The 26,430-nt window shown below is 53.4% G+C and carries 23 protein-coding genes; 10 read left to right on the forward strand and 13 right to left on the reverse strand.

The annotated features are described in order from the left end of the window. The first annotated feature begins 35 nt into the window (after positions 1-35). A complete protein-coding gene (locus tag ACO08I_RS17145) occupies positions 36-641 on the forward strand; it encodes a toxin-antitoxin system YwqK family antitoxin (RefSeq protein WP_421946573.1) in 606 nt (201 codons plus the stop codon). A gap of 27 nt (positions 642-668) precedes the next feature. After that, positions 669-1,739 carry a type IX secretion system protein PorQ gene (porQ, locus tag ACO08I_RS17150; RefSeq protein WP_282775742.1) on the forward strand — a complete coding sequence of 357 codons (1,071 nt, stop codon included), beginning with the start codon at positions 669-671 and terminating at the stop codon, positions 1,737-1,739. A gap of 54 nt (positions 1,740-1,793) precedes the next feature. Here porQ and ACO08I_RS17155 read toward each other — a convergent pair whose 3' ends face one another. Next, complete coding sequence (locus ACO08I_RS17155; protein ID WP_421946574.1) at positions 1,794-1,964, reverse strand: hypothetical protein; 171 nt, start codon at positions 1,962-1,964, stop codon at positions 1,794-1,796. Between the two features lie 220 nt (positions 1,965-2,184). Here ACO08I_RS17155 and thrS point away from each other — a divergent pair, with 220 nt between their 5' ends. Then, positions 2,185-4,113, forward strand: a complete 1,929-nt coding sequence (gene thrS / locus ACO08I_RS17160; RefSeq protein ID WP_421946575.1) for a threonine--tRNA ligase — start codon at positions 2,185-2,187, stop codon at positions 4,111-4,113. Positions 4,114-4,373: 260 nt separating this feature from the next. Next, on the forward strand, positions 4,374-4,724 hold the full coding sequence (locus tag ACO08I_RS17165; RefSeq protein ID WP_421946576.1) for a T9SS type A sorting domain-containing protein: 351 nt from the start codon (positions 4,374-4,376) through the stop codon (positions 4,722-4,724). Between the two features lie 64 nt (positions 4,725-4,788). Here ACO08I_RS17165 and ACO08I_RS17170 read toward each other — a convergent pair whose 3' ends face one another. The 4 genes from ACO08I_RS17170 to ACO08I_RS17185 form a co-directional block, all read right to left on the reverse strand. Further along, complete coding sequence (locus tag ACO08I_RS17170; RefSeq protein WP_421946577.1) at positions 4,789-8,955, reverse strand: DEAD/DEAH box helicase; 4,167 nt, start codon at positions 8,953-8,955, stop codon at positions 4,789-4,791. Positions 8,956-9,024: 69 nt separating this feature from the next. Then, positions 9,025-9,753: a hypothetical protein gene (locus tag ACO08I_RS17175; protein ID WP_282775737.1), complete on the reverse strand. Its 729-nt coding sequence runs from the start codon at positions 9,751-9,753 to the stop codon at positions 9,025-9,027. Next, entirely contained in the window at positions 9,750-10,355 is a 606-nt protein-coding gene (locus tag ACO08I_RS17180; RefSeq protein ID WP_421946578.1) for an RNA polymerase sigma factor, read from the reverse strand. The genes ACO08I_RS17175 and ACO08I_RS17180 overlap by 4 nt, the downstream gene beginning before the upstream one ends. 91 nt (positions 10,356-10,446) lie before the next feature. Further along, positions 10,447-11,334, reverse strand: coding sequence for a DUF2202 domain-containing protein (locus ACO08I_RS17185; protein ID WP_421946579.1), 888 nt, complete (start codon positions 11,332-11,334; stop codon positions 10,447-10,449). Between the two features lie 188 nt (positions 11,335-11,522). Here ACO08I_RS17185 and serA point away from each other — a divergent pair, with 188 nt between their 5' ends. The 4 genes from serA to ACO08I_RS17205 all read left to right on the forward strand — a co-directional run bounded on the left by serA (position 11,523) and on the right by ACO08I_RS17205 (position 16,770). Then, positions 11,523-13,415, forward strand: a complete 1,893-nt coding sequence (gene serA, locus ACO08I_RS17190) for a phosphoglycerate dehydrogenase (RefSeq protein WP_282780112.1) — start codon at positions 11,523-11,525, stop codon at positions 13,413-13,415. A gap of 259 nt (positions 13,416-13,674) precedes the next feature. Beyond that, positions 13,675-15,153, forward strand: a complete 1,479-nt coding sequence (locus ACO08I_RS17195) for a DUF5687 family protein (RefSeq protein WP_421946580.1) — start codon at positions 13,675-13,677, stop codon at positions 15,151-15,153. Then, positions 15,154-15,870: an ABC transporter ATP-binding protein gene (locus ACO08I_RS17200; RefSeq protein ID WP_421946581.1), complete on the forward strand. Its 717-nt coding sequence runs from the start codon at positions 15,154-15,156 to the stop codon at positions 15,868-15,870. A gap of 360 nt (positions 15,871-16,230) precedes the next feature. Further along, positions 16,231-16,770, forward strand: coding sequence for a GNAT family N-acetyltransferase (locus tag ACO08I_RS17205; RefSeq protein ID WP_421946582.1), 540 nt, complete (start codon positions 16,231-16,233; stop codon positions 16,768-16,770). Between the two features lie 157 nt (positions 16,771-16,927). Here ACO08I_RS17205 and ACO08I_RS17210 read toward each other — a convergent pair whose 3' ends face one another. Further along, positions 16,928-17,143: a cold-shock protein gene (locus ACO08I_RS17210; protein WP_421946583.1), complete on the reverse strand. Its 216-nt coding sequence runs from the start codon at positions 17,141-17,143 to the stop codon at positions 16,928-16,930. 42 nt (positions 17,144-17,185) lie between these two features. Between ACO08I_RS17210 and ACO08I_RS17215 the strand changes: the two genes are divergently transcribed. Continuing rightward, positions 17,186-18,121 (forward strand): UDP-3-O-(3-hydroxymyristoyl)glucosamine N-acyltransferase, encoded by a 936-nt coding sequence (locus tag ACO08I_RS17215; protein WP_044218611.1) that lies wholly within the window; start codon positions 17,186-17,188, stop codon positions 18,119-18,121. Positions 18,122-18,187: 66 nt separating this feature from the next. After that, positions 18,188-19,195, forward strand: a complete 1,008-nt coding sequence (locus tag ACO08I_RS17220; RefSeq protein ID WP_421946584.1) for a virulence RhuM family protein — start codon at positions 18,188-18,190, stop codon at positions 19,193-19,195. A 30-nt stretch (positions 19,196-19,225) separates the two neighbouring features. Here ACO08I_RS17220 and ACO08I_RS17225 read toward each other — a convergent pair whose 3' ends face one another. The 7 genes from ACO08I_RS17225 to ACO08I_RS17255 are packed head-to-tail and all read right to left on the reverse strand — an operon-like array spanning position 19,226 to position 26,428. Next, entirely contained in the window at positions 19,226-20,953 is a 1,728-nt protein-coding gene (locus tag ACO08I_RS17225) for a BatD family protein (RefSeq protein WP_421946585.1), read from the reverse strand. Positions 20,954-20,965: 12 nt separating this feature from the next. Then, complete coding sequence (locus tag ACO08I_RS17230; RefSeq protein WP_282782571.1) at positions 20,966-21,619, reverse strand: BatD family protein; 654 nt, start codon at positions 21,617-21,619, stop codon at positions 20,966-20,968. 49 nt (positions 21,620-21,668) lie between these two features. Then, positions 21,669-22,460 (reverse strand): tetratricopeptide repeat protein, encoded by a 792-nt coding sequence (locus ACO08I_RS17235; RefSeq protein ID WP_282782573.1) that lies wholly within the window; start codon positions 22,458-22,460, stop codon positions 21,669-21,671. A 4-nt stretch (positions 22,461-22,464) separates the two neighbouring features. After that, positions 22,465-23,502: a VWA domain-containing protein gene (locus tag ACO08I_RS17240; RefSeq protein ID WP_421946586.1), complete on the reverse strand. Its 1,038-nt coding sequence runs from the start codon at positions 23,500-23,502 to the stop codon at positions 22,465-22,467. A 29-nt stretch (positions 23,503-23,531) separates the two neighbouring features. After that, positions 23,532-24,539 carry a vWA domain-containing protein gene (locus tag ACO08I_RS17245; RefSeq protein WP_282782577.1) on the reverse strand — a complete coding sequence of 336 codons (1,008 nt, stop codon included), beginning with the start codon at positions 24,537-24,539 and terminating at the stop codon, positions 23,532-23,534. Further along, positions 24,536-25,540 carry a hypothetical protein gene (locus tag ACO08I_RS17250; protein ID WP_421946587.1) on the reverse strand — a complete coding sequence of 335 codons (1,005 nt, stop codon included), beginning with the start codon at positions 25,538-25,540 and terminating at the stop codon, positions 24,536-24,538. The genes ACO08I_RS17245 and ACO08I_RS17250 overlap by 4 nt, the downstream gene beginning before the upstream one ends. Before the next feature lie 21 nt (positions 25,541-25,561). Further along, positions 25,562-26,428 (reverse strand): DUF58 domain-containing protein, encoded by an 867-nt coding sequence (locus tag ACO08I_RS17255; protein ID WP_282782581.1) that lies wholly within the window; start codon positions 26,426-26,428, stop codon positions 25,562-25,564. Positions 26,429-26,430 lie beyond the last annotated feature (2 nt).

Genomic DNA, 26,430 nt, shown 5'->3' on the forward strand with positions numbered 1-26,430 from the left:
TTTTGAGTGTGAAGGCATAAAAAACAGAGATTTACATGAAGCACATTTGGATCGCTGCCGTTGCATTGTTCCTCCTTGCTACAGGATGCAAGTCGAAGATAGAGCAGGTTGAAAACGTAGACAGCTATGGCTACACGGAGCTTTATCAGCGAAATAAGGTTGATTTTGCCAGGCAGGGCTTATATCAGAAGTTTGACGAACAGGGGCGCCTGATGGAGGAAGCGACCTACGAAAATGATACCCTTAACGGGCTCCGGGTACTTTACTTCGAAAAGGGAGATACTCAAATTGTCGAAACCTACCGGCAGGGCATTTTTGATGGCCCTTACCGGTCTTACTACGAGTCCGGGCAGCTCAACCTCTCCGGGCAGTATGAAGCCAATGAAATGACAGGCGACTGGGACCGCTACTACAAAAATGGGCAGCTCATGGAGCGGGTCCGCTTTAAAGATAATGCCGAAAACGGCCCTTTCATAGAGTACCACGAGAATGGCAACCTGAAAGCAGAAGGCGCTTACCTCAATGGCGACAATGAGCATGGGCTGCTCAAGCTGTACGATGAGCAGGGCGAGCTCAAACGTAAAATGAACTGCGAACAAGGCATCTGCCGCACGATCTGGAAAAGAGAAGGAGAAGAATAAACCGACCTTGGAGAATAAACCAATAGCATGCAACTTAGATTTCTACCTAACGCCCTTACGGCTCTGGCTTTTCTGTTCCTTGCGCAGCATGTGCACGGGCAGTTAGGCGGGCTGCATACTTACGAATTTCTCAATCTGTCGCCTTCCGCCCGGCTCACTGCAATGGGTGGCAACCTGATCACGGTGCGCGATGACGATGTGAACCTGGCCCTGGGCAACCCGGCCGCCCTCAATCCCGACATGCATCAGCAGATTGCCATCAACCACAGCTTTCATGTGGCAGGCATTAGCCATGGATATGCGGCTTTCGGGCATCATTTCGACTCTCTGGGGCTGACTTCCCATTTGGGCGTGCAGTACATTAGCTATGGCACCTTCGATGAGACCAACGACCGGGGCGAAGTGCTGGGCACCTTTGATGCCGCTGAGTATGCCATCAACTTTGGCGTAGGCAAACAAGTCTACGACCGCCTGGCGATCGGGGCCAACCTGAAAGTCATCACCTCTCAAATGGCCGGCTACTCTTCCTTCGGGCTGGGGGCAGATGCGGCGGCTACCTATATCGATACCGCCCGCAATCTGACCGCCACTCTGGTTTTCCGCAATATGGGCCGGCAGGTGACCTACTATACCGAAGACAACCTGGAGCCCCTGCCCTTTGAGATGCAGTTTGGGATTTCCAAGCGGTTGAAGTACCTGCCCTTCCGTTTCTCGGTGATTTACCGGTTCCTCGACCGCTGGAATATCCGCTACGATGACCCAAATGCAGAGCCGTCACTATTGTTTTTTGGGGAAGAGCAAACGGAGGAAAGCCCGTCGAGCATCTGGTTTGACAACTTTTTCCGACACCTGGTCTTCAACGGGGAGTTTTTGCTGGGCGCTCGGGAGAATTTCCGCTTGCGTTTTGGGTACAACCACTTCATGCGGCGGGAGCTCGGGCTGGATAACTTCGGCAGCCTGGCTGGTTTTAGTTTCGGAGTGGGCGTGAAAATCAGCCGTTTTCGCATCGACTACGGTCATCAGAGCTTCCACCTGGGGGGTGGCCTCAATCACATCAGCATTGCTACCAACTTACAGGAGTTTAAGAGGAAAAATTAGTCTTCGTATTTGAAGTGCTGTCCTTCCTCCAAAATGCCCCACATCACCAGCAATTCACCGGACAGGCGGTTGTCCTGACCGGGAATCGCGGGCCAGGTCAGTATCTTCCACAGGCCCGCCGGCAGTTTTTGGTAGCGGCTTCATTTTATGCTGCCGGAAGGTGTAGCCCGTATCTGCCAGCAGCAACAACAACAGAATAATCCGGAGCCCATCTTTTTTGCGCATGCCGGTTCGCGGGTTTTTAAAAGGGCTTCTCTAAAGTTGTGTATTGTCTTTTTACCCCACTGCTCAAGGTGAAAATAGGTGAAAATCCAGCACTGTAAAATTTAGGCGCTCTCTCAAAATCCCTTAATTTTGCGCACCTTAAAACACACTTTTCCGGACTGCCGGAAACTAATTTTACTGCCCAATCGTAAGGAGCAGTAACAAAACTATTAAAATCACCATGATTAACATCACTTTCCCGGACGGTAATGTCCGACAGTATGAAGCTGGCGTAACCGGGCTTGACATCGCAAAGTCGATCAGCCACGGCCTGGCCAAAAAAGTCCTTTCTGCAAAAGTAAACGGTGAGGTGTGGGATGCCACCCGCCCTATTACCGAAGACGCTACAGTGCAGTTGCTGACGTGGGACGACAAGGACGGGAAAGCGACCTTCTGGCACTCTTCCGCCCACCTGATGGCTGAAGCCCTGGAGGCCATTTATCCAGGCGTGAAGTTCGGTACAGGGCCATCTACAGACGGTGGGTTTTACTATGATGTAGATCCCGGTGAGCATACCATTTCCAGCGATGACTTCCCTCAGATTGAGCAGAAAATGCTGGAGCTGGCCCGCCAGAAGAATGCCTATGTCCGCAAGCCGATTTCCATAGAGGATGCCATTACGTTCTACCAGGAAAAAGGAGACGAATACAAGCTGGAGCTGTTGGAGAAACGCAAGGAAGAAGGCGCGGAAATTACCTTGTACGAGCAGGGCAATTTCACCGACCTCTGCCGTGGCCCGCACGTGCCCGATACCGGCTACATCAAAGCCATCAAAATCACCAAAGTGGCGGGCGCTTACTGGCAGGGCGATGAGAACCGTCAGCAGATGACCCGTGTATACGGCATCACCTTCCCCAAGCAGAAGGAGCTGACTGAATACGAAACGATGATTGAGGAAGCCAAGCAGCGTGACCATCGTAAACTGGGCACAGAGCTTGAGCTTTTCATGTTCTCTGACCGTGTGGGGCAGGGCCTGCCGATGTGGCTGCCCAAGGGCAATCAGCTGCGCGACCGCCTGATGAATTTTCTGCGGGTAGAGCAGGAGAAGCGCGGCTACCAACTCGTGACCACGCCACATATTGGCAAAAAGGACCTTTACGTGACTTCCGGCCACTGGGAAAAGTACGGGGAGGACAGCTTCCACCCGATCACCACGCCTAAGGAAGGCGAGGAGTTCCTGCTCAAGCCGATGAATTGCCCGCACCACTGTGAGATTTTTGGGCACCGTCCGCACTCCTACCGCGATCTGCCGCTCCGTATTGCAGAGTTTGGCACGGTCTACCGCTACGAGCAGAGCGGTGAGCTGCACGGCCTTTCACGCGTACGCGGGTTTACGCAGGATGATGCCCATATTTTTTGTACGCCGGATCAGCTCAAGGACGAGTTTCTGAACGTGCTTGACCTGACCAAGACGGTACTTTCTAAGATGGGGTTTGCTGATTTTACAGCGCAAATTTCCCTGCGTGACCCGGAGAAGCCTGAAAAGTATATTGGTTCAGACGAAAACTGGAACAATGCTGAGCGGGCCATTATTGAGGCTACTGCTGAGGCGGGTATGAAGACCACAACCGAGCTGGGCGAAGCAGCTTTCTATGGCCCTAAACTTGACTTCATGGTCAAGGATGCGCTCGGGCGTTCCTGGCAGCTGGGTACTATTCAGGTAGACTACAACCTGCCCGAACGCTTTGAGCTGGAGTACATCGGCTCCGACAATCAGGCACACCGGCCGGTAATGATCCACCGGGCGCCTTTTGGTTCTATGGAGCGCTTCATCAGTATACTGATTGAGCATACCGGCGGTAAGTTTCCGCTGTGGCTCGCACCGGAGCAATACACCATCCTGCCCATCAGCGACCGCTTCAATGACTACGCGGCTGAGATCGAGCAGGAACTGGCGAAGTATGACATCCGCGGCACGGTGGATGACCGCAGTGAGAAAGTGGGCCGGAAAATCCGGGACGCCGAGGTGAAGAAAGTGCCCTTCATGCTCATCGTAGGTGAGAAGGAGGCAGAGACAGGTGCTGTGTCCGTGCGGAAGCAGGGCGATGGCGATGTCGGCTCCATGTCTGTCGCTGAGTTCGCAAAGTATTTCCAGGAGCATCTGGACTAAATAACATAGATCGGTCCTGCCCCGGCTGAAGCTCAGCCTTCAGCCGGGCGGGCTTTCAAAATTGCAGCAAATACGGCAAAAGCTTTAAAAATAGCTTAATCCCGGGTGCCTGGCTGAACTTGCAGGCTCTGCTCTGGGTTTATTGTGTAAGATCTAAACAAATTAAGTGATTTTAACATATCGCTTGAATTTTAATAGATTTTCGCTTATTTTTATCAAAATCGACTTTTATCCCGACGCACGTTTAGAAATCCCACGATATGAAGCATACTTTACCCCTGCTGTTTTTACTGTTAGCCACCTTTAGCCTCTCTGCCTCGACCGGTCTGGAAAGTAATATCGAGTCGTTTCCTCCATACACAGTAGTGTCGCCTCCTGCAGATTTGAAGGTCTATCCTAACCCCGCAGTGGACTACATCAGCCTTACTGGGGCGCAAGGCGTTACGGAAATCACTGTCTTTAACCTCGTGGGGCGTGCGATGAAGCGCTTTCAGATTGATTACGCTAAGCAGCAGTTTTACGTTGGTGATTTACCAAAAGGTATGTATCTGGTACAGATCAAGGGTTCAAACGATAACGTACTGATTACTCAGCGGCTCCATAAGCAGTAACACTTACATCCTGCCGCCTTCCAAAGCACAGCCGTTATAAATACGCAGCTGCGCTTTGTTATTTTCAGGCCTCTCCTTTGAGCAAACTCAGCATATCATCCACTGACAGCTTGGCGCTTACATCCGTTCCGGAGAGGAGCTGATCCGCCAGTTCGCGCTTGTTTTGGTGCAGCTGTACGATTTTTTCCTCAATGGTGTCTTCACTGACGAAGCGGTAAACGGTCACCGGGCGCTGCTGCCCCATACGGTGGGCACGGTCGCTTGCCTGATCTTCCACGGCGGGGTTCCACCAGGGGTCGAGGTGGAGTACGTAGTCGGCTTCTGTAAGGTTGAGCCCCGTGCCCCCTGCTTTGAGACTGATGAGGAAGAGCTGACCCTCTCCGTTTTGGAAAGCCTGCACGGCTTCCTCCCGTTTTTTGCCCGGGGTCTGCCCATCGAGGTACTGATAGGGAATACCCTGTGCCTTTACCCACTGCTCTACGATACGTAAGTGCTTCACAAACTGGCTAAATACCAGTGCTTTATGTCCGCTGTCGAGCAATTCGAGGATGGTCTCCCCCACAAGGTCGAGCTTGGAACTCGGCACCCGGCTGTCGGGCATCACCAGGCGGGGATGGCAGGCGGCCTGCCGGAGCTTGGTAAGCTGCGCCAGGATGGCAAACCGTTTGGATGCGCCATCTGCAGCTTCCACAGCCTCCAATGCACTGCGGCGGATGGCTTCGTAGAAGGAGTGCTCCGATTCGGTAAGGGAAACCGAGAGGATAATTTCAGTTTTAGCCGGCAGTTCGGTAAGTACGTCCCGCTTATGGCGGCGCAAAATAAAGGGCTGAATCAACCGCCGGAGCTGTTCACGGCGCGGTTCGTCCCCTTTACTGATCGGGTTAGTGAACTTTTCGTTGAAGCGTTTCTGGGAGCCCAGCAAGCCGGGGTTGAGAAAGCGGAACAGGTTCCAGAGTTCACCCAGGTGGTTCTCAATAGGTGTGCCAGTGGTAGCCAGCCTGAAGTCTGCCCGGAGCTCCATCGCAATTTTTGAGCGTTTGGTGGCGGCATTTTTGATGGCCTGGGCTTCATCCAGGACAAGTGAGCCAAAGGATTTTCGCGTCAGCGCTTCTTCTACAAAAGGCAGCAAGCCGTAGCTAATAATGAGCAAGTCGCCGGGCCCAACCTCGTCGATGAGGTCCACTTCTTTGCTGTTGCCCAGCAGCTTTGGCGTCAGGTCAGGAGCAAAACGCGCGGTCTCCCTTACCCAGTTGCGGGTAACGGAAGCCGGTGCGATGACCAGTCCGGGCCCTTCTTCCTTGCGCGCTGAGAGCATAGCCAGCGCTTGTACGGTCTTACCCAGGCCCATGTCATCAGCCAGGCAGCCGCCGACGCCCCATTCCGCCAGCCGCATCATCCACCGGAAACCTTCCTTCTGATAAGCGCGCAGATCGGCCTGAAAAGTATTGGGCACCCGCGGACGGATGCGCTGTGCCTGTTGGATGCGCTGCATGCTTTTAGCCCAGCTCTGATCGGCTTCCAGCTCCGCCAGCTCCCCGGCGAGTTCATCAATGCGGAGTCCGGCCAGTGGGTTGAGCTCGTATTGTTGCCCCCGCATTTGGAGCAAGCCATCCAGTTCGCGAAGGCGCTCCCTGAAAGTTTCGGTGAGGGCAATGAAGGTCCCTTCGCCGAGTTCAACAAAGGGGCTGTCATCTTCGCGTACATGGTCCAGGAGTTGCTGGAATTGCAGGATTTCCTCTTCGTCCAGCTTTAGGCTGCCATCTACGGCAAACCAGTTGGACTCCTCCTGAATGCGCACCGACAACTGATCGGTATTGGAAATGCCCAGCAGCTTGACCTTTTCCCCCTTAGGGAATTCCATTTTGATGCGGCCCGCTTCCCGCAGAGGGTGTAATTCAAGAAGGATTTGCAGGCAAGCTCGTGTGTCTTCGATTTGCCATTCGTAGCTCTGAGCAGGTTGTTCTGCCAGCGTAGGGCAAGCTTCAATAACTTCTGCCGCCAGTGCCCGCTCTTTGTCGAGCCGGCGCTCGCAGGCTACCCGTCCTTCTTTTGTACTTAGGATGCGCATAGCCAGCCCTTCGCCCGGTTTGAAGTAGTGGGCTTCCTCCTTAAGTGGTTTGACATAAAATTCGAGCTTAAAGCCTTCGCCGAAAGGCAGGAGGTGCAGGCAGGGCATGGGGTCACCGGGCACGGATTCCAGCCCTTCCTCCAGCATGGTTTTAGGGGATTGCACCTGTATGCGCCCCTGCAGCTGTTGAGTGATCCGCTCCATCTGTGGGCGGGCTTCTTCCGGCATCAGTGCTCCGCGGCCAATAAGTTTGGCGACCTTCCGCTCTTCGTCATTCAGCTTGTAGATCCGATACCGGGTTGGGGTTTCCTTCTCTGTGACGTAGGTGCCGGATTTGGTTACAGGACGGAAGTTGACGCGCAGTTGGTCGCCTTCTTCTGTGATCAGCAGCTCTGGCTTGGAGCGGACGAGTTCAACCGGGATTTCGTTCTTGCCTTCCAGAAAAACAAAAGGGTGGTTGGTCAGTTGGTACAGGGCGTGGTCGAAGTCCAGGCGAAGGTCGTCGGGCCCATAGTAAAACATGGGGTTGGAACGATTGTCATAAGCGGAGGTAACGGCATCAAGTACGCGTTGGTCTTCCTCGGTCAGGTTATCGACTTTGCCCTCGTAGAGATCGTTGATGGTGACTTTTCGGCCAGCCGACCAGCTGTTGCGCTTGCTGCGCTTTTGCTCTTTGGGCTGCAGTTCCCGTTTTTCGAAATCCACAAACCAGACCAGGCGGGTGCTGCCGGGCGGGTAGTGGTTGTCGCTGGCCCCATTGCTTAGTGCGTCGAGGGAGTTGAGGATGCGCTCCCATGCCGATTGGCGGGGCAGCAATTGTATGAGGTATTGGAAGCCCATTTCATCCTGATAGTAGCGGGCGAGGACTTCCCACTCGCGGCGTTTGGGGTGATCAGGGAAGACAAGGGCAAGAGCGTTGGCCATTTCACCGCACATCCACTTCAGCTCAGCTTGTTCCCATAGTGGAAAAACAGTGTGGAGTTCGTCTGCCATTTGCATATCCAGCTCTGCCCCAATCCAGTAGGCGACCCAAAGCACAAACAGGAGTTCCATAGGGTGGGTGGAAGTGCGGGCGCACTGTTGCAGCCCTTCGATGGCTATGTCTTCATCCTCCAGCAAGAAATGGAAAAAGACCCGCAGCGCATTGAAAATGCCCGGAAGGAAGCTGGATTCCACCTTATGGTTCATCTGTCGCAAGACTTCCAGCCCTTTCATATTTTGATGGCGGCACTGCCAAACCAGGAACATGGCACCCCAGAAGTCATTGTGCAAGGCTTGCCGGGCTTTTGGCGATAGGTTTTTGAAGTGGTCGCCAGCACTTTCGGTATTGCCCTGAAGCAGGGCCTGCATCGCCTGTAAACCGTACCAGTGGTGGGTGCGGTCCAGAAAGGGCAGCGCTTCCGTCAGTTTTTCCCGGCTTATGCCCTGCATGGCCAGATTGGTAGCGTAGTGCATTTCGAAATAGTCCTCACGACGGGGCGTTTCCTGAAGCAGAGCCTTGAGCAGCTTATTGAAATCCTCCGCGGTAGCCCCTTCCCAAAGATGGGGGTGATGGAAGATGTAATGGCAGGCTTCGCCGTGGAAAGGAGCGGGCAGCGCCAGGATGAAGTCGGGGTCGAGCGGCAGGAAGTTCGAGAGGGTAGCCTTTAGGGTTTGTTGTTTTTGCTTTTCGTCGAAGGTAAAGTTGCTGTTCAGCTGTTCGGCAAGGTGGCTGTAGTCGTAATAGCTCTTTTCGAAGAGCAGCAGGCGGAGTTTCTTGAACTGACGTTGGAGCTCGGCTTCCTGCATGCGGAAGGAGTAGACCGGGCGGTCGAGGCGTTCTTCCCGCCGCAACTGACTGATGATGCGGTTGAGGGTTTTACCGGCATGCAGGAAGAAGTGCCGGGCAGCAACATCCCGCCATTCCCGTTTGGTGTAGGGGTCTTTGTACTCGTAGTCAATGTAGCCGTTTTCCTGCAGCCACCGCAATTGGTTGCGCACGAAGGTATGCGTCACTGTCCGCTGAGATTCGGGGCGGAACCCAGCCTTGTCCAGTGCTTTTTCGATGCTGTAGTTAGCCAGCGGGTACCCGTAAATGCTCACAACGCCCAGTACCCAGTAGGTATCATGGGGGAGTTCGCTGATGACTCTTTTCCGCTCTTGATAAGAAAGTTCCTTCGCCACGTGAATTGCTCCTTTTCCAAATTTTGCGCAAAGGTAAGGAGGTTGCGGCAGAAACCAGACAAATAAGAATTATTCCTTTGGGCTCATTTTGGGGCGTGGCCCGTTGAGCGGTTGCCCACCCCAGGGTCGGATGAAGGTCGCTTCAAACCGGGCTGCCCCTGTTTTTTCGCCACTGAGCTTGACTTGCTCACCCGGCTCCAGTTGTATGCGGGGTGGCCAATCTGCGTTGGCGTAGTCAATCGTCCAGGCTTGTCCGTCGAAGTCTTCCACTTGCAGGGCCTCTGGTGTAACGCTGACGATGGTGCCGCCCAGGTAGCCTTCTTCGGGCCGGTTCCAAAGCTGCTCCTTTTTTTCCTGTACGCTTTGATAGAGGTCGACCCGAATAGCAAATGCCTGCTCAAGCTGCTGTGCGCCACCGCTGATGAAAAAAGCGGTGCCCAGTAGTATGCTAAAGGCTGTGCTGTAGCCGGCCAGCCGGGCCAGGGTGAATTTGTAGCCCCGTTCGGAGTAGCGCAGGGTGTACATAGACAGCATCAGGGCCAGGGCCAGGAAGGATATCCATATCAAAGGCAACAGGCTGAGTAGCCCTTCGAGCAAGGAATGCCCAAAGTGCTGCAGCAAGCGGAAGTCTACCTGTTGTATAGTGAACAGGATGACCGAAAATGCCAGTGCGCCAATGAGAACGGTGAGCCCAAACCCCGTCCATACCGCCCACTTGAGTGCAGTGTACTGCCATTGGGGGCGCGGCTCTATGTGCCGGGATTTGATCTGTTCCACAAGTTTATGAGCAGTATTCATGGCCTTATTTTTTTCTGGTTAGGGGCGGGAGTGGACCGTGCCGTTTTTTCGAGTGCTTTCCGGGCCCGGTTGAGGCGGGTGGCTACGGTGCCTTCCGGAATTTGCAAAACATCGGAGATGGCTTCGTAATCGAGTTCTTCGAAGTAACGCAGGAGAATGACTTCCCGGTATTTTTGGGGGAGTTGGCTGACCCAGTGATGGAGCTGTTCGGCTGGGATATTCTTTTCTTCTGTTTCCACCTCGCTGAGAAGGGAGTGCAGCAAGAGGGGCTCTGCGTCTGCCCAGTCTACCGTCCTGTTTTTGCCAAATGAAGTTTGCCTGCGCAGGGCAGAGATAGCTTCGTTATGTACAATACGGTAGAGCCAGCTGCTTAGCTTCATGCCGGGGTCGTACCCTCTCAGGTTGCGCCAGATTTTTATGAATGCATCCTGCAGGATGTCCTCTGCGCCATCCTGGCCTGCTCCGGTAATGCGGCGTACGTACCGCAGTAAAGCCGGCTCATAGCGCTCGTACAGACAGGAAAAGTAGTCGACTTCCCGCAGGGCGCGGTCGACTACTTCCTGGTCGGTGAGTTCATCACATATTTTGCTGGCTATTAGCATGGAGCCTGGTTAGTAACAAGGTGAAAAATAAGCCAACCTCCCGGCTTTCCCAAACGGAAGGCGGGAGGTTGATGTTATAATTTATGGTTTTTTAGTGGCCGCCTTTGCCGTTACCGCCGCCGTTATTGCCATTGCCCTGCTGCCCGCCCGTGCCATCACAGGTGCCGCTGCCGTTGCCCTGACCGTTGCCATTGCCGCCCTGTTGTTGCCCGGTACCATCACAGGTGCCGCTGCCATTACCGGTTTGAATGCCGCAGATTGCACTCAGGTCGCTGCCGCGTTCAGTTTCGCTGCTGGTGATTTCTTCAAACAATTCGGCGCTGATGTACTGAGGGGCATAGGTGGCACCGATATTGGTGAGGTTCTTCATAAAGCCACGCAGGTGGTTGCGGGAGCCCCGGTTGAGCTCGTTGAATACGGCGATGAGGTCTTCGTTGTCCGCTGCTGCAATTTCCATATTCAGGTCATTGATATCGAGGTCTTCGATGGTTGCACCTACGATAAAAGCGGCTTCCAGGCTTTCGCTACCCGTCTCTGTGAGCGTGGTATAAAGCGCCTGCAGGTTCTCATTTTGGAACACGCCGGCGGGGTTGCTGCCGACCGGGTCTTGCAGTTCGTATTTTTCGATCAGGCAGAGCACGGAAGCCATATGCCGCTGCTCGGACTGCGCGATATTGGAGAAGATTCGGGTTTCCCACCGGTTGTAGAGGTACAGGTAGACGTCTTGCGCGAGCTTTTCCTCCTCCCGCATAAAAGTCAGGGCCTGCGCTTCAGCTTCAGATAACTCCTCTACCGGGAATTGGTCCTTCAGGCAGGTACATTGGTCCGCAGTTACGTCAGTGGCTGCATCCCGGGTTTCAATAACCGTGAGGTCTTCGGGGGAGGTGCCGGTGACATCAGACTCACACTGGGTGAAGAAGAAGGCTGCACTGATCAAAAGCGTGGATAACATCATGGATTTCAAAATTTGCTTTTTCATGGCTGAATGTTTTTTGTGGTGATTGTTGTTTGAGGCTGTTGTGGGTACTACGCGGCCTTTTCGGTTTTCTTTCACTTTTTGGAGAAAAAATTATTAACCGCTTACAAATCGTAGACTTAATGAAAAATTAATACTGAAAGTGAGTAGGATTACGTAATCCTTGCCGGAAGCGTATTAGTTTTGCCCGCATGATTAAGCCGATTAACCTCATTATCGACTTTGACAGCACTTTTACACGGGTAGAAGCGCTGGACGTGCTGGCTGAGATCGTCCTGGAGGGCGATCCCAGGCAAAGCTTTGTGCTGGACAAAATTCAGGACATCACCAATAAGGGCATGGATGGCTCGCTTGATTTTCGGGCTTCTCTGGAGCAGCGGCTGGATTTGCTACAGGCTGACCGGCGTGACATTGAGGAGCTGGCCGAACGCCTTAAAGGGCAGATTTCCCGTTCCTTTCTGCGCAATCAGGAGTACTTTAAATCACTGCGGGAGTCCATCTTCATTGTTTCCAATGGGTTTACGGACTTTATCAAGCCTGTGGTGGCCCACTACGGGCTTAATCCGGACCGCGTTATTGCCAACGAATTTATTTATGATGAGGCCGGCCGAATCATTGATTTTAACAAAGACAACCCCCTGTCCAGAAATGGTGGTAAATCAGAAGTGATTAAGCAGTTGGACCTCAAAGGCGATGTATACGTCATTGGTGACGGAGCCAACGATCTGGAAATCCGCAAGGCCGGATATGCCAATAAATTTTACTTGTTTACAGAAAATGTAGAGCGCGAGAAGGTCATGGCAGAAGCCGACCACATTGCGCCCAATTTAGATGAAATCTTATACGAACTGAAGATGAGCAGATCTCTATCCTATCCGAAAAACCGGATCAAAGTGCTCCTGTTGGAGGGCGTGCATCCGCAAGCTGTAGAGCTATTCGAAAAAGAAGGCTACCAGGTGGAGTACATGACTTCCTCGCTTTCTGAGGACGAACTGTGCGAGAAAATCACGGATGTCAATGTCATTGGTATTCGTTCGAAGACCCATATTACAGAAAAGGTGATCAAAAGTGCCAAGCGCCTGATCAATGTAGCAGCCTTTTGCATCGGTACCAATCAAATCGACCTGGATGCCTGTACCCGGCATGGCGTGGCCGTCTTCAACGCACCCTACAGCAATACGCGCTCGGTGGTGGAACTGGCGATCGCTGAGATCATTATGCTGGTGCGCAACCTGCCGGACAAGGCACGCGCTATGCACGACGGGAAGTGGGAAAAATCTGCTGCCGGTGCTCAGGAAGTCCGTAGCAAAAAGCTGGGCATCGTGGGTTATGGCAACATCGGTGCTCAACTCTCCGTAGTCGCGGAGGCTATGGGCATGGACGTTTATTACTATGACCTGGAAGAAAAGCTGGCCCTGGGTAATGCTACCAAGTGCGACAGCATGGAAGAACTGCTTGGGCTGGTGGACGTAGTGACTCTTCACGTGGATGGCCGCCCGGAAAACAATAACATCTTCGGTGCGAAGCAATTTGATATGATGAAGGACGGTGCGATCTTCATCAACCTGGCCCGTGGCAAGGTCGTGGACGTGAAAGCGCTTCGGGAGAATATCCTTTCCGGAAAGCTCAAGGGTTGTGCCGTGGATGTTTTTCCCCGCGAGCCCAAGAGCAACGACGAACCTTTCGAATCCGAGTTGATGGGGCTGCCGAATACCATCCTTACGCCTCACATTGGCGGTTCTACGGCAGAGGCACAGGAAAATATTGGCAGCTTTGTGCCCAATAAGGTCATACAGTACATCAATACCGGCAGCACCGCAGGCAGCGTCAACTTCCCGAACCTGCAGCTGCAGCCCGTGCACCACGCACATCGCCTGCTGCACATCCATCACAACGTGCCCAAGGTACTGGCGCATATCGATCAGATTCTGGCTAAGCACAACATCAATATCCTCAGCCAATACCTCAAGACCAACGAGCAGATTGGCTATGTGATTACGGATGTGGACCGGGCCTACGATGATGACCTGCTGGAAGAACTCAAGCAGATTGAGCCGACGATCTGGTTCCGGGTGCTGTATTAGTGCTCTGTCAAGTATCAAATAACGGGTAATCTGTGGCATCTTTTTGCCCATTTCTGCGTCACGTCCTCACCTTGGTAGCTTAGGCTACCAGGCTCCGGGCGCTTCCTGAACTGGACAAAAACCTGCTGACACCTTAATCCATTTTTCATACTTGGCAGAGCACTAGGCGTTTGTCGAAATTCCATCCTGAATAATCGGGAAATTGCCAGCAAAACTATCGAAGACCGTATCTTGAGTTGGAAATCAGAACACCCAATTCATGATAGGGTCTTTACTGTTACAAAGCTGGCAGGCACAGGTGCGCTCGCCCTTCTGGGAACGTGGCCTTGTAGTCAATATCCTACTGGGGCTCCTGGCGCTCTATCTGCTGGCCAACTTCCTCTTCGCAGGGTACTTCCTGGATGTCATCCTTCAAAACTCTGTTCCCGACGAGCACCCGATTACTGTGCTGAGCGGTATTTTCTTTTTTACGTGGATTGCCGGGCTGCTCTTCCGCTTTCTGATGCAGAGTTTTCCGGTGATTGATATACAGCCCTATTTGCTGTTGCCGGTAAAGCGCAGCAAGCTCTTCCATTACCTGCTGTTCCGCTCTGTGTTTAATGTGGTCAACCTCTTTCCGCTGGTCTTTATTTTGCCCTTTACCTTCAAGGTCGTGTCTACGGAATACGGGGCAGTGGCGCAGTTGGCGTGGATTGTGAGTGTGATGTGCCTGGCGCTGTTTAATAACTTCGTGGGCTTTTACCTCAAGCGTCAGTTCAATATGAGCCCGTTTGCCATACTTGGGGCCTTCGTTCTGCTGTGCGGCATCGCCTACATGGATACGCAGGAATGGCTGCCGCTGTCAGATGCTTTCGCCAATGCATTTATGGCGATACTTGCCAATCCGGTATTATCGCTCATCCCGGTTGCTTTGGTGGTGCTGGCTTACCAACTGCCGTTCCGGGCCCTGCGCTCCAATGCTTACCTGGATGCGGTGGAAGGCCGGAAAGGCCGGGTGGAAAGCACGCAGGGTATTGCGGCCCTCCGGCGATTGGGCATGGCCGGGCAGTTTGTACAAATGGAGCTGCTGCAAATCGCCCGCAACAAACGGCCGAAAACGATGCTGCTGATGGCGGTGCTCATTCTGTTCTATCCTTTCTTTTCTCTGGAATACCTGGAAAACGGGGAATCCTTCAGTATGGTGTTTCTGTTCACCCTCATGGCCACCACTTTTCCTATGGCCACGTACGGGCAGTTCCTCATCGCCTGGGAGAGCAGCTTCTTCAATATGCTGATGGCCCGCCGCGTACCGCTGATGGAGTACATGAAAGGTAAGTACTACCTTTTTACCCTCTTCAACGTAGCCGCATTTTGTGTGTGCCTGCTGTACGGCCTGGCAGATATCCGCATGATCCCGATTGTGGTGGTCTCCTTCCTGGTCAATATGGGGATTACCGCTTACATTATTCTCTTCCTGAGCACCTATAACAGCCGACCGGTGAATCCGGAGAAGAGTGCGTTTATGAACTGGGAGGGCGTAGGGGCATCACAGTTTCTGCTGGTGCTGCCGGCGTTTTTCCTGCCGGTGGTCATTCATTTGCTGCTGCAGTGGATACTGGGCTGGCAATGGGGCCTGGCGGTACTCGGTATGATTGGCATAGTGGGTATATTGCTCCACCGTCCCATCATGCAGGCGATTGTCCGGCAACTGAGCCGGCGCAAATATGATTTGATTGACGCTTACAAACAAGAAGTATAAATGATACACCTGGAACAACTCAGCAAAAAGTACGGCAGTAAAGTCGCCCTGGATATTGAACAACTGGATATCTCCGCCGGCGAGCGCTTCGGATTGGTGGGCAATAACGGCGCAGGCAAAACCACCCTGTTCAGCCTCCTCCTCGACCTCATCCGCCCCACTACGGGCACCGTCTGGTCAAAGGAGACGGCCGTGAGCAACTCCGATGCCTGGAAGGACTACACTGGTGCCTTTATTGACGAAAGCTTCCTGATTGGCTATCAGACGCCGGAGGAGTATTTTAACTTTGTGGGGCAGCTGTACGGCATGAACCCATCGGATGTGATGCTCTTCCTGGAGCGTTTCACAGAGTTTTTCAATGGGGAAATTCTGGACAGCGGCAAGTACATCCGCAATATGTCTAAGGGCAACAAAAAGAAAATCGGTATTGCGGCGGCCTTACTGGGCAGCCCTGAGCTGGTCATTCTTGACGAGCCCTTCGCCAACCTCGACCCCAGCTCCCAAATTCGGTTGAAAAACCTCATCCGCGATTTGCCGCCGGAGCTAACAGTGCTGATTTCCAGCCATGACCTGGCGCACGTCACGGAGGTCTGTCAGCGCATCGTACTGCTGGAAGACGGCAAAGTCATCCGCGACATCAAGGATGCGCCTGAGCGGACGCTGGAGGAGCTGGAGGCGTACTTTTCGGGGGAAAAGACAACAGAAGCCAGCTCGTAATATTGGTAGTACCACTTGTTTTGCGGTCCGGTTTTTGACAGTGCCCATTGTTTTTTTGCCCCAAAAATGGAAAGTGCTTATATTTACGGCCTATGAAAAATCATTTCTTTCACCGGACAAGCATTAAGGAGTCCGTGTAACAGGCAGTATTCAAAAAATTAGCTGGTGCTAATTGATACTGCCGATACTTCCCTTTAGCCTGTGCAATGGCAGTCCTGTCATTGTTTACAGCTCTACTTCTATTCCATTTAATCATAAGCAGGGTGTTTGGTTTGCTGTGTTGGTCAGATAAGGCACAGTTACTTGTTTTGCCACACAAAAAAGCTGCCATTTCACCCGGGAACCATTAAATTACAACAAATGCAAAATCAAATTTATAAAGGGGGGCGTGACCAGGAAATTATAGAATTATTTATTCAGACCTTTTCGGACTCCGAAGGAAAAAAAGAAGGGCTGCTTATCGGGGAACTGGTTAGGAACCTTCTGGACCGGACTCCGCCTCAGGATTTGCGCGTTTTTCTATCCACAGAGGAGGAGGAGGTCATAGGGGGCGTTTTCTTTTCGAGAATGCGTTTTGAGAACAGTGCCACCGCAACCTGGTTGTTATCTCCGGCTGCGGTACAAACGCGTTTTCAGGGTATGGGTGTTGGGCAAAACCTTATCCGGTTTGCGCATGACTGTCTGAGGGAAGCAGGAGCGGAAATGGCGGTGACATATGGCGACATCAACTTCTATTCGAAAGTCGGATATCAGCCTGTTACTATCGATATCGTTCCATCGCCCCAGCCCTTGTCTTATCCTGAAGGCTGGATAGCTCAATCCCTTCGCAGGGAAAAGCTGCTGCCAATTTCCGGCAGGTCATTTTGCGTTGAAGCGATCAATGACCCAGTATACTGGTAATGTTTAATTTCTGGCCTGGCAGTCCTGCTGGGGGGTAAGTGGTGCAGCCCCGACCTGTTCAGCTTTTGCAGCCTAGATAATTGCTGTAAATGACTGTGCAATACATAGTGACTGTCAGGCCGGCTTTTCTTGAAAAACAAAGGCTTCGGGTATTTTCTTAGCCCGGATGCTTACTGAAATCCGCAACTGGCTTTACTTGATCAGCATAAGCTCCCTGCTTGTTTTCCCGCAGCACAAACTGAACTGCCATACCACGCTCAACTGGTTGCAGCAAATTGCGGCGGTGCACATAGAACTCTTCGCGTGTCTCTGGCACCCGGATATAGCCATAGCCTTTGTCCTGCAGAAAAAACTGTACCACGCCGGTCATCATAGGTTGGAAATCTTTACTTTTGACAAAAGTAAACAATAGACCATGAAGTTCTCTACGCCCATCCCCGTAACTGAGCTGGCTGAGCGCCTGGGAGCCGAGCTCATCGGCGATCAATCCCTGCAGGCTACCGGCATTAATGAAATCCATCAGGTACAGCCGGGCGACATCACTTTTGTGGATGTACGCAAGTACTTCAGCAAAGCGCTCAACTCTGCCGCTACGATCATTCTGGTCAACGAGCACGCCAAGTGCCCCGAGGGCAAAGCACTGCTGCTATGTGAAAACCCCTTCGAGGCTTACAATCAGCTGGTGCTGTCAGAGCGGCCGGTGCAGCCCATGACTGCGGCCATTAGCGAGACGGCGGAGATCCACCCTACGGCTATCATTGAGCCTAATGTGGTTATCGGGCACCATGTGAAAATTGGGGCGCACACCTTCGTACAGTCCAATGTGACGATCAGCGAGCATACCCATATCGGCGCGCATGTGGAGATTCAGTCCGGCTCCGTCATTGGCTCGGATGCCTTCTACTTTAAGAAAACGGAGGCTGGCTATCAGCCATGGCGCTCCGGTGGCCGGGTCATCATCGAAGACCGGGTGCGGATTGGCGCCGGTTGTACCATCAACAAAGGCGTCTCCGGCGACACCATCATCGGCGAGGGCACCAAGCTTGACTGTCAGGTGCATATCGGGCACGATGTGGTGATCGGCAAGCACTGCCTGTTTGCCGCGCAGGTGGGCATAGGGGGGAATACCAAAGTAGAAGACGAGGTGGTGCTCTACGGGCAGGTCGGCATTGCCCAAAACCTGGTCATTGGCCAAAAGGCGGTCATCCTCGCCAAGTCGGGCGTTTCCAAAAACCTGGAGGGAGAGAAAGTCTACTTTGGCTATCCGGCCAAGGAGGCACGCATGGCGTACCGGGAGCTGGCAGCGCTGCGGCATTTGCCGGAGTTTTATAGCGAGTACTATAGCAAATAGGTTCATTTATTTGTTTGATCTTCGGAGAAAAATTTATTGGAAGCGGAAAAAGAGTATTGGACTGATATGGAAGAAAATAATCGAATCATCATCTATAATACCGCCGATGGCAAAGCCTCCGTTTCCCTATTCGCCAAAGACGGGAACGTTTGGATGAATCAAAAGCAACTGGCGGAGCTTTTTGACACCTCCAAGCAAAATATCGGGCAACATATAGCTAACATCCTGAAAGAAGAGGAGTTGGACGAGCCTTCAGTTGTAAAGAATTACTTTACAACTGCCTCCGATGGCAAACAATACGAAGTCACTTTTTACGCCCTCGACATGATTCTGGCCATCGGCTTTCGGGTGCGGAGCAAAAGGGGCACACAGTTCCGGATATGGGCCAATAAAAACCTGAAGGAGTATATGGTCAAAGGCTTCGTGATGGACGACGAACGCCTCAAAAACCCCGATGGCCGCCCGGACTACTTTGACGAGCTGCTGGACCGCATCCGCGACATCCGGGCTTCGGAAAAGCGCTTCTACCAAAAAGTCAGCGACCTCTTTGCGCTAAGCAGCGACTACGACGCTTCAGACAAGGCCACCCAGATGTTTTTTGCCGAAACCCAAAACAAACTACTCTACGCCGTCACCGGAAAAACCGCCGCTGAAATCATCGTATCCCGGGCGGATGATCAGGCGCCCAACATGGGCCTGACCTCCTGGAAAGGAAGCATCGTGAGAAAGGGGGATATCATTATAGCCAAAAACTACCTCAGCCACGACGAGATTGACACCTTGAACCGGCTGGTGGTCATCTTCCTGGAAAGCGCTGAGCTGAGAGCAAAAAACCGGCAAGACCTAACCATGAGCTTCTGGCGAAACAACGTGGACCGCATCCTCGAATTTCAGGATAAAGCGGTGCTGGACCATAAGGGCAGCATCTCCAAAGTGGAGATGGAAAAGCAGGTGAAAGCCCTGTACGAACAATTTGATCAGCGTCGTAAAATAGCCGATGCCCGGACTGCCGATGCCCAGGACCTGGAAGCGCTGAAGGCCTTGGAGGAAGAAATCAAAAAGAAGAAGGGATGAAACATTACAATACCTACAGTTGCAAATAAGCTACACCGCCTTTTCCACACCCGCAATAGCCTGCGTAGCCCGCTCGTAGACCGTTCCCATTTTGCCGGCGTCTGCCTGTCCGGCAAACAGTGCCATTTCGCAGTCCTGTACGATGCTCATCACGGTTTCGATTAAGCTATCGTCCAAATCCAACTCCTGCAGGCGCTGACGCAGGGAGCTCTTGCTCATGGAAGACCGGGGGATTTGCAATTTATCGCCTACGTAGCCCAAAATAGCTTTAGACACTTCATCGTAAAACGCCCGGCTGTCGCCCGCCTTTAGATGAGATTTGGCCAGGCTCAGGCGTTCCTGCGCCACGCCCCGGGCAGCTTGCATCCGCCGCTCATTCGGATCGATATCATCTTGTCTGGCCCGGTGCCTGCGCCATCCCAATAGCCCGCCAAACAGCAGCAAGGGTGCTGCCAGCAGCCCCCAGAACAGCGCACTTCCCAAAAAAGGCGTACGGGTTTGAGTCAGCACGGGGCTGAGCATCAGTGGGCCGATGTCTTCGGTTTCGTTCAGGCTTGCTGTTGCCCGGCCCGGCTGTCCGGTACCCTGCTTCACATATAACGAAAAGGACTGATCCGCAAGAGTGACGTATTTCGCACTGTCGGGCGAGAAGTAAGTGAATTTGGGCGTGAACTCGTAATCGCCGGGTACTTTGGGCAGCAGCAGGTATTCAAAAACCTTTTTTCCTTCGATAGACGCATTGAGTTCCAGATTGGTTTCTTCCACAGCTTTGGGCTCATATACCTCGAAGCCTTCCGGCAAGTCTAGCGCGGGCGCTTCCACCCTTTTGATGTCCCCGGAGCCCCGAACGGTAAGGATGAGGGTGAGGGCATCATCAGTGGTTGCGGTTTTGGAGCTTAGGTCGGGGCGGATCTGATAGTCGCCCACAGCTCCGGTGAAGCTTTCCGGCGCACCGGCGGGCAAGGGCAGTACTTCGATGTTGACGGTCTCGGTAGCCGCCGGATAAGGCCGCACTTCGGGTGTGAAGAAAAAGCTGCGGCTGCGTTTGGCGCCTTCCTTTACCACGCCCAGTTGAACATTCATAGGCTCGATGCTCAGCTGCCCGGTCTGCTGCGGGAAGAGGGCAATACGTTTGAGCACTTTTGTGGTGTACTGCACGCCATTAATGACTTCCCGCATTACTCTGCCGTTGAAGCGGCGCACATCCTGCGCGAAAAAGCCCTGGTAACCGGATTCTTCCAGGATATTGAAGCTTTCCACGTCAAGGGTGGTATAGAGCTTGTAATCCAATAGGATTTGCTGGCCCACGTAGGCGGTTTCAGTAGAAGGCTCTGCGCGGATGAAGACCTGTTCTGCTGCTCCGGGCTCACCCTTTCGCCCTTTAACGACCTCTATCGTCAGCGGCTTGGTCTGCAGGGTGGTGCGGTTCACTTTTATGCTCGCACTGCCAATAGTGAACGTACCGGTGCGCCTTGGCTTCAGGGTGTAAGAATAGGCCTGTGTGCGGCTTACCTGCCCGTTGATCATGGAGGTGCTGACCGCCTGGCTCGGCCCGGAAACCACCAGGAAGTTTTCAAAAGACGGAGGTGAAAACTGCCCGCCCTGCGCATTGGAAAGCGTGAAGGTGACTTCAAAATAGCTGTTTTCCAATACGCGGCGGGCATCGGTAGTGGCCTCAAATGTAGTTTGTGCGCTCAGGGCACCTGTTGACAGGAGTATCGCTAAACACGCGGTAACATACATTCGGATCATAGCCATGGCAGATATGATTTACAATTTAAAAGTTTTGCGCTTCTTGCCCGGTTGGCCTTCCTGCTCGCCTTCCGGCAATTCGTAAGGCTGCAACTGATGAAATTCGCGCATCAGGCTGTCGAGGTTGAAGGAGTCGCCGAAGCCCGGCATCATGAAATCCTCCATGTTGAAGTTTTCAAACCCAGGGAAACTGAAATCCTCAAAACCGCGCATGTCAAAATCCTCAAAGCCCGGCATACTGAACTGCAGCATCGGCTGCTGCCCGGGGGCGGGCCCTTGCTTAATGCCATCCGGGTTAGAAACGACCGTGATTTCGAGTGGGGCCGTCTCCAGATACTGATCACCTACCTTAATACTGGCCGGCTCAATGTAGTAGTTGCCAATATCCTCGGGCATCAGATGGAAAGTGTAAGTGAGCCGCTGTGTGGTACGGCCGTTGACGATGCTCATGCTGGAGGCGTAATTGGGCCCGCTCACTACGCTAAAGCCATTGAAGTAGGGCGCCTGGAAGTCTTGCCCCTGCCCATTTTCGAGAATGAAGCGGACCTGCAGCATATTGCCCATGAGCAGAGAATCGGTGTTGACTTCAACGGTGAAGCGCACCTCACTTTGCTGAGCGCGGAGCATGGAAAGGCTCAGCAATGCCAATGTAACAAAGAGTACCTTTTTCATGATTCCAATAGTTTTATTTACAATGACAACGTTTCCGGCCAAAGGGTTGTTACCAGTCCTTTTCCTTTTTCACGGGTTGCCCCTTTTCGGCTTTGCGCAGCTTTTCTAGTACCTGTAGTTCTTCTTCCTCTATGATGCGCAGCAGGCGGCGGGCTTCTTCTTCAGAGAGTTCCCGTTTCTCCATATTCTTTTGCTGGTCGCTTTCGCCCTGTTGTTGCTCGGCGGCTTGCTGTTCGCTCGGGTTTTGGTCTTGGCCTTCCGATTGTTGTTCTTCTTGTTGCTGTTGGTTTTGCTGCTGCTGCTCGTCCTGATTCTGCTGCTGATTGTTCTGTTGTTGTTGCTGCTGTTCCTGTTGTTCCTGATCCTCGCTCTGCTCGTCGTTTTGCTGTTGCTGGTTTTGTTGCTGCTGTTGCTGCATCTTCAGCTGCCGCTGCGCCTGAGCGAGGTTGTACTGTGTGGACCGGTCGCCGGGGCGCTCCCGGAGTGCATTTTTAAAGGCTTCCACGCTTTTTTCGTATTCCTGGGCCTCAAAGTGCGCGTTGCCCATGTTGTGGTAGGCCTGCGCCCGTACCTCGGCATTGTCGGCATTTTCGATCACATGCTCATAGCGCCGTACTGCCTCGTCGTAGCGCCCCTGTTGGTAGATGGCATTGCCGAGATTGTAATGTCCACGGGCGGTGCTGTTGGCTTCCAGAGACTTCCGGTAAGCTTCCTCCGCGCCGGCATAGGCTTCTTCCTTGTAGGCCTCATTGCCTTCGCGCAGCAGCCGGTGTACCGATTGTGCAGACAGGGTGGCTTGCGCCAAAAAGAGCCCCGGAATTATTGCAATAAGCCATCTCATGGTATTACGCATTTTCTCCAAATAAATTTTGATTTCTGCCTTTGCCGCTGCTCCGGTACGGCATCAGGAATTCCAACACGAGCAGCAGTATAGCGATGCCGACAAACCACTGAAAAGAGCTTTCAAACTCCGAAAAACTACGCTGCTCAAAGGCGCGCTTTTCCATCTTGTCGATGCGTTCCTTCAGGGCATTGACTACGGCGTCGCTTCCCGCAGAGAGATTGAAATAACTGCCATTGCCTGCCTTGGCGATGTCCCGGAGGACCGTTTCATTAAGGCGGGAGCGCACCGGGTTGCCTTGTTGGTCGCGCTTATACATCTCCCGGCCGTTTTGCCTGATGGTAATGAAGCTTCCTTCGGTCGTACCTACTCCCACGGTGTAGAGAATGAGCCCTTCCTCTGCAGCAGCTTCGGCAGCAGCCAGGGCTTCCTCTTCGTGATTTTCGCCATCTGTAATGATAATTAACGCCTTGTGGCTCTTGTTGTTGTCTTCGAAAGACTCTCCCGCCAGCTCAATGGCTTCCGCAATAGCGGTGCCCTGATTGCCGATCATATCGGGGCTGGCCGACCGCAGGGATAGCTGAATGGCGTTGTAGTCGGTGGTAATCGGCGATTGCAGGAAAGCGCTCCCGGCAAAGACGACCATGCCAAGGCGTTCGGCCCTCAGCCCTTCCACCAGTTCCTGCCCAAAGCGCCGTGCCCGCTCCAACCGGCTGGGAGTGATGTCGGTGGCGAGCATGCTCTGGGAGAGGTCAAAGGCAATGATAATATCGACACTCTTGCGCTTGTACTTTTGCAGCTTAGCCCCGTACTGCGGGTTGGCCCAGCCAACGGCAAGCAGGGCCACCGCGAGCATCAGCAGCCCGAATTTCAGGTACTGCCGGTAGCGGGAGACCTGTGGCATGAGCTGCTCCATAAGGCTGTGGTTGCCAAAACGCCCGATAGCCCGGTTTCTGGCCGTCCATGCCGCCCAAAAGAACAGGCCCAGCAGCGGCAGCAGCAGCAGTGCGTATAAATGTTCGGGATGTTCGAGTTGTAGCATGCCTTGGTTGTTTTGCCAAAAAATGGGCTTTACGGGATCGTGCGCAGTACGGTATACCGCAGCAGGGCTTCCACCAGCAATATAACGAGCCCCCAAAAAACGAAGGGGTGGAAAGCCTCGTTGTAGCGCTTGATCACCGTCACTTCAATTTTGCTTTTTTCCAGTTGGTCAATCTGATCGTAAATCTGCTGCAGGCTTTCCGCAGAAGTGGCCCGGAAATAAGCGCCCTGTGTCATTTCTGCAATGTCCCGCAGCAGGGCTTCGTCAATTTCCACCCGGGCCCGCCCGAAGATGTAGCGGCCATCGCTGCGGCGGCTGATGGGCGTCAGGGCATCACCGGTGGAGCCTACGCCGATGGTGTAAACTTTAATGCCGAGTTTCTGGGCGATTTGGGCGGCCATTTCTGGTTGTATGTACCCTGCGTTATTGACGCCATCGGTTAGAAGGATAGCGATTTTACTCTTGGCTTCGCTGCTTTCCAGGTGGCGCACGGCCGTAGCGAGCCCCATGCCAATAGCTGTACCGTCCTGCAACTCTCCGCATTCCAGTTCACCCAAAAAGCCTTTCAGGATGCGGTGGTCAACAGTCAGCGGGCATTTGGTGAAGGCCTCTCCGGCAAAAATGGCCAGCCCGATCCGGTCGTACGGGCGCTTATCAACGAAGTCGCTGGCCACCGCTTTGCTGACTTCCAGGCGGTTGGGCTCGAAATCTTGCGCGAGCATACTGCTGGAGAGGTCGATGGCAAGCATAATGTCTACGCCCTCTGCATTCACCTCCTCCTCTTTCAGGACTTCCTGGGGCCGGGCCATGGCGATCACAAGCGACGTAAAAGCCAGCGCTCTGAATACCGGCAGCAACCCTCTCAATCTGCCCCGCCACGACTGCATGCCCTGCACACTCGCCAGGCTGGGCATACGCAGCGTTGCGTAGTGCTGCCGGCGCTTGCGCAAATAGTACCAGCCTACTGCAGGCAACAGCAGCAGCAGCAGGAAAAACTCCGGATTGACAAATTCTATGTTGGGACTGAATATGCTCATGATGCTTCCTTGTCGTCCTCCGCTTTTTCGTAGGTCTCAATGGTGCCACTTTCGTAAATGGCGGCCATCAGCCGGGGGTTATCAGTATCGCGAATGAACTGCCGCAACCGCTGCATGGCTTCTTCATGGATGGTTACTTCCGGTTCTGCTTTCGCAAACTTGACCAGGTCGGCGGTTTGCAGCAGCCTGCGCAGGGTCTGTACCTGTTCGTCGGAAAGCGCGTGGCCCTCCAGGTGCTGTACGATGGTGTCGGTGGTCGACTCCAGGGCCCGGATGCCGTACCTACGCTCCAGGTAAAAGCGGGCCTGATAGGTCAGTTCGCTGTGGTAGCCTTTGATGTCGCGCTGCTGCCAGCGTTTTTCTGCTTCCAGGGCGCTGAGGCGCTCCATCATCAGGGCGCGCAGGGTGGTGCGGCGGGGCGGTTTGGGCGGTGCTGAAGCAGCCTTTCGGTTTTGCCGGAAAAAGTAGATCAGCAAACCGATGATGAGTAGGGCAGCGATACCCACCAGGTATGGGGCATAGTCCCGCAACGTCATCGGCTCCTCAATAATATCCTTGATAGGCATCAGTCGGGTGGTGTCGCTGGCCACATCCATGGTGCGGATCAGAATGGATGCGTTGTCGCTTTGTATTTGTTCCTGTTGACCGTTCGTGGTGTAGGTCAGGGTGACGGGAGGGATGGTGTAGCGGCCTTCTTCCCAAAAGATTAGCTTCAGGTCCAGGGTGCTGATGGAGCGGTTGCCTTCGCCTGCTTTATCGAGGCGTTTGGCGTCCAGGACTTCCATGTTGTCCTGATTTTCCAATGCCCGGTAGTCGAAGGCATCAATCGTGGTGCCGCCTTCGGCCACCGCTACAATCTGCAAGGGAACAGCTTCGCCAAACAAGGCGGTTTCCTGCTCGAGGACCACCAAAATGCTGGGTTGAGCCCAAGCCGAAGCAGACCAGCCCAGGAGCAGGAGGGTCAAAAGGGGCAGCCAGTGATTTCGGTGTCGGTTGATCATAAATTACCCTGCGTTTTTAGGTCAGGAGCGCTGTTGGAAAAACTGGTGCAGCGCATCCACGTATGATTCGTTGGTTCGGATATTGACCACGGAAGCCCCGCTTTTCCGGAACGTCTGGGTGAAGTAGTCCAGGTGGTTTTGGTGCCAGCGGGCGTACTCCTCCCTTAGCCGTTGGGAAGAGGTGTCAATCCAGCGTATGGCCCCACTTTCGGCGTCCTGTGCCCGGATCAGCCCCACATCCGGCAGGTTTTCCTCCCGGGGGTCGATGATATTCACACCGATCACGTCGTGGCGGCGGGCAGCCACCCGCAGTGCCTGTTCGTACTCCATCGACAGAAAGTCGGAAATAATGAAGCAGATGCTCCGCTTTTTGACCAGGTTGTTGAAGTACTCCAGGGTAGCGCCAATTTCCGTGCCTTTGCCTTTAGGCTCGAAATTGATGAGCTCCCGGATAATGCGCAGGATGTGCTGCTTACCTTTTTTGGGCGGAATAAACAGCTCTACTTCATTGGCGAAGAAGGCCACGCCCACTTTATCGTTGTTGTTGATGGCGGAAAAGGCCAGCACGGCGCAAATTTCCGTGATGATTTCGTTTTTGAGCTGATTGACGGTGCCGAAGAAGGAGGAAGGGCTCATATCGATCAGCAGCATCACGGTCAGTTCCCGCTCTTCCTCAAAGATTTTGACGTGAGGAGTGCCGGTGCGAGCCGTTACATTCCAGTCGATATTGCGGACATCGTCCCCGTATTGGTAGTCTCGAACCTCACTGAAAGACATGCCCCGCCCCTTGAAGGCTGAGTGGTACTCTCCGGAAAAGAGATGCCGGCTCAGCCCCCGGGTCTTGATTTCAATCTTGCGGACTTTCTTCAGCAGTTCGCTGGTTTCCATGA

It is taken from the genome of Phaeodactylibacter xiamenensis (assembly GCF_965229835.1).
Taxonomy (GTDB): domain Bacteria; phylum Bacteroidota; class Bacteroidia; order Chitinophagales; family Saprospiraceae; genus Phaeodactylibacter; species Phaeodactylibacter xiamenensis.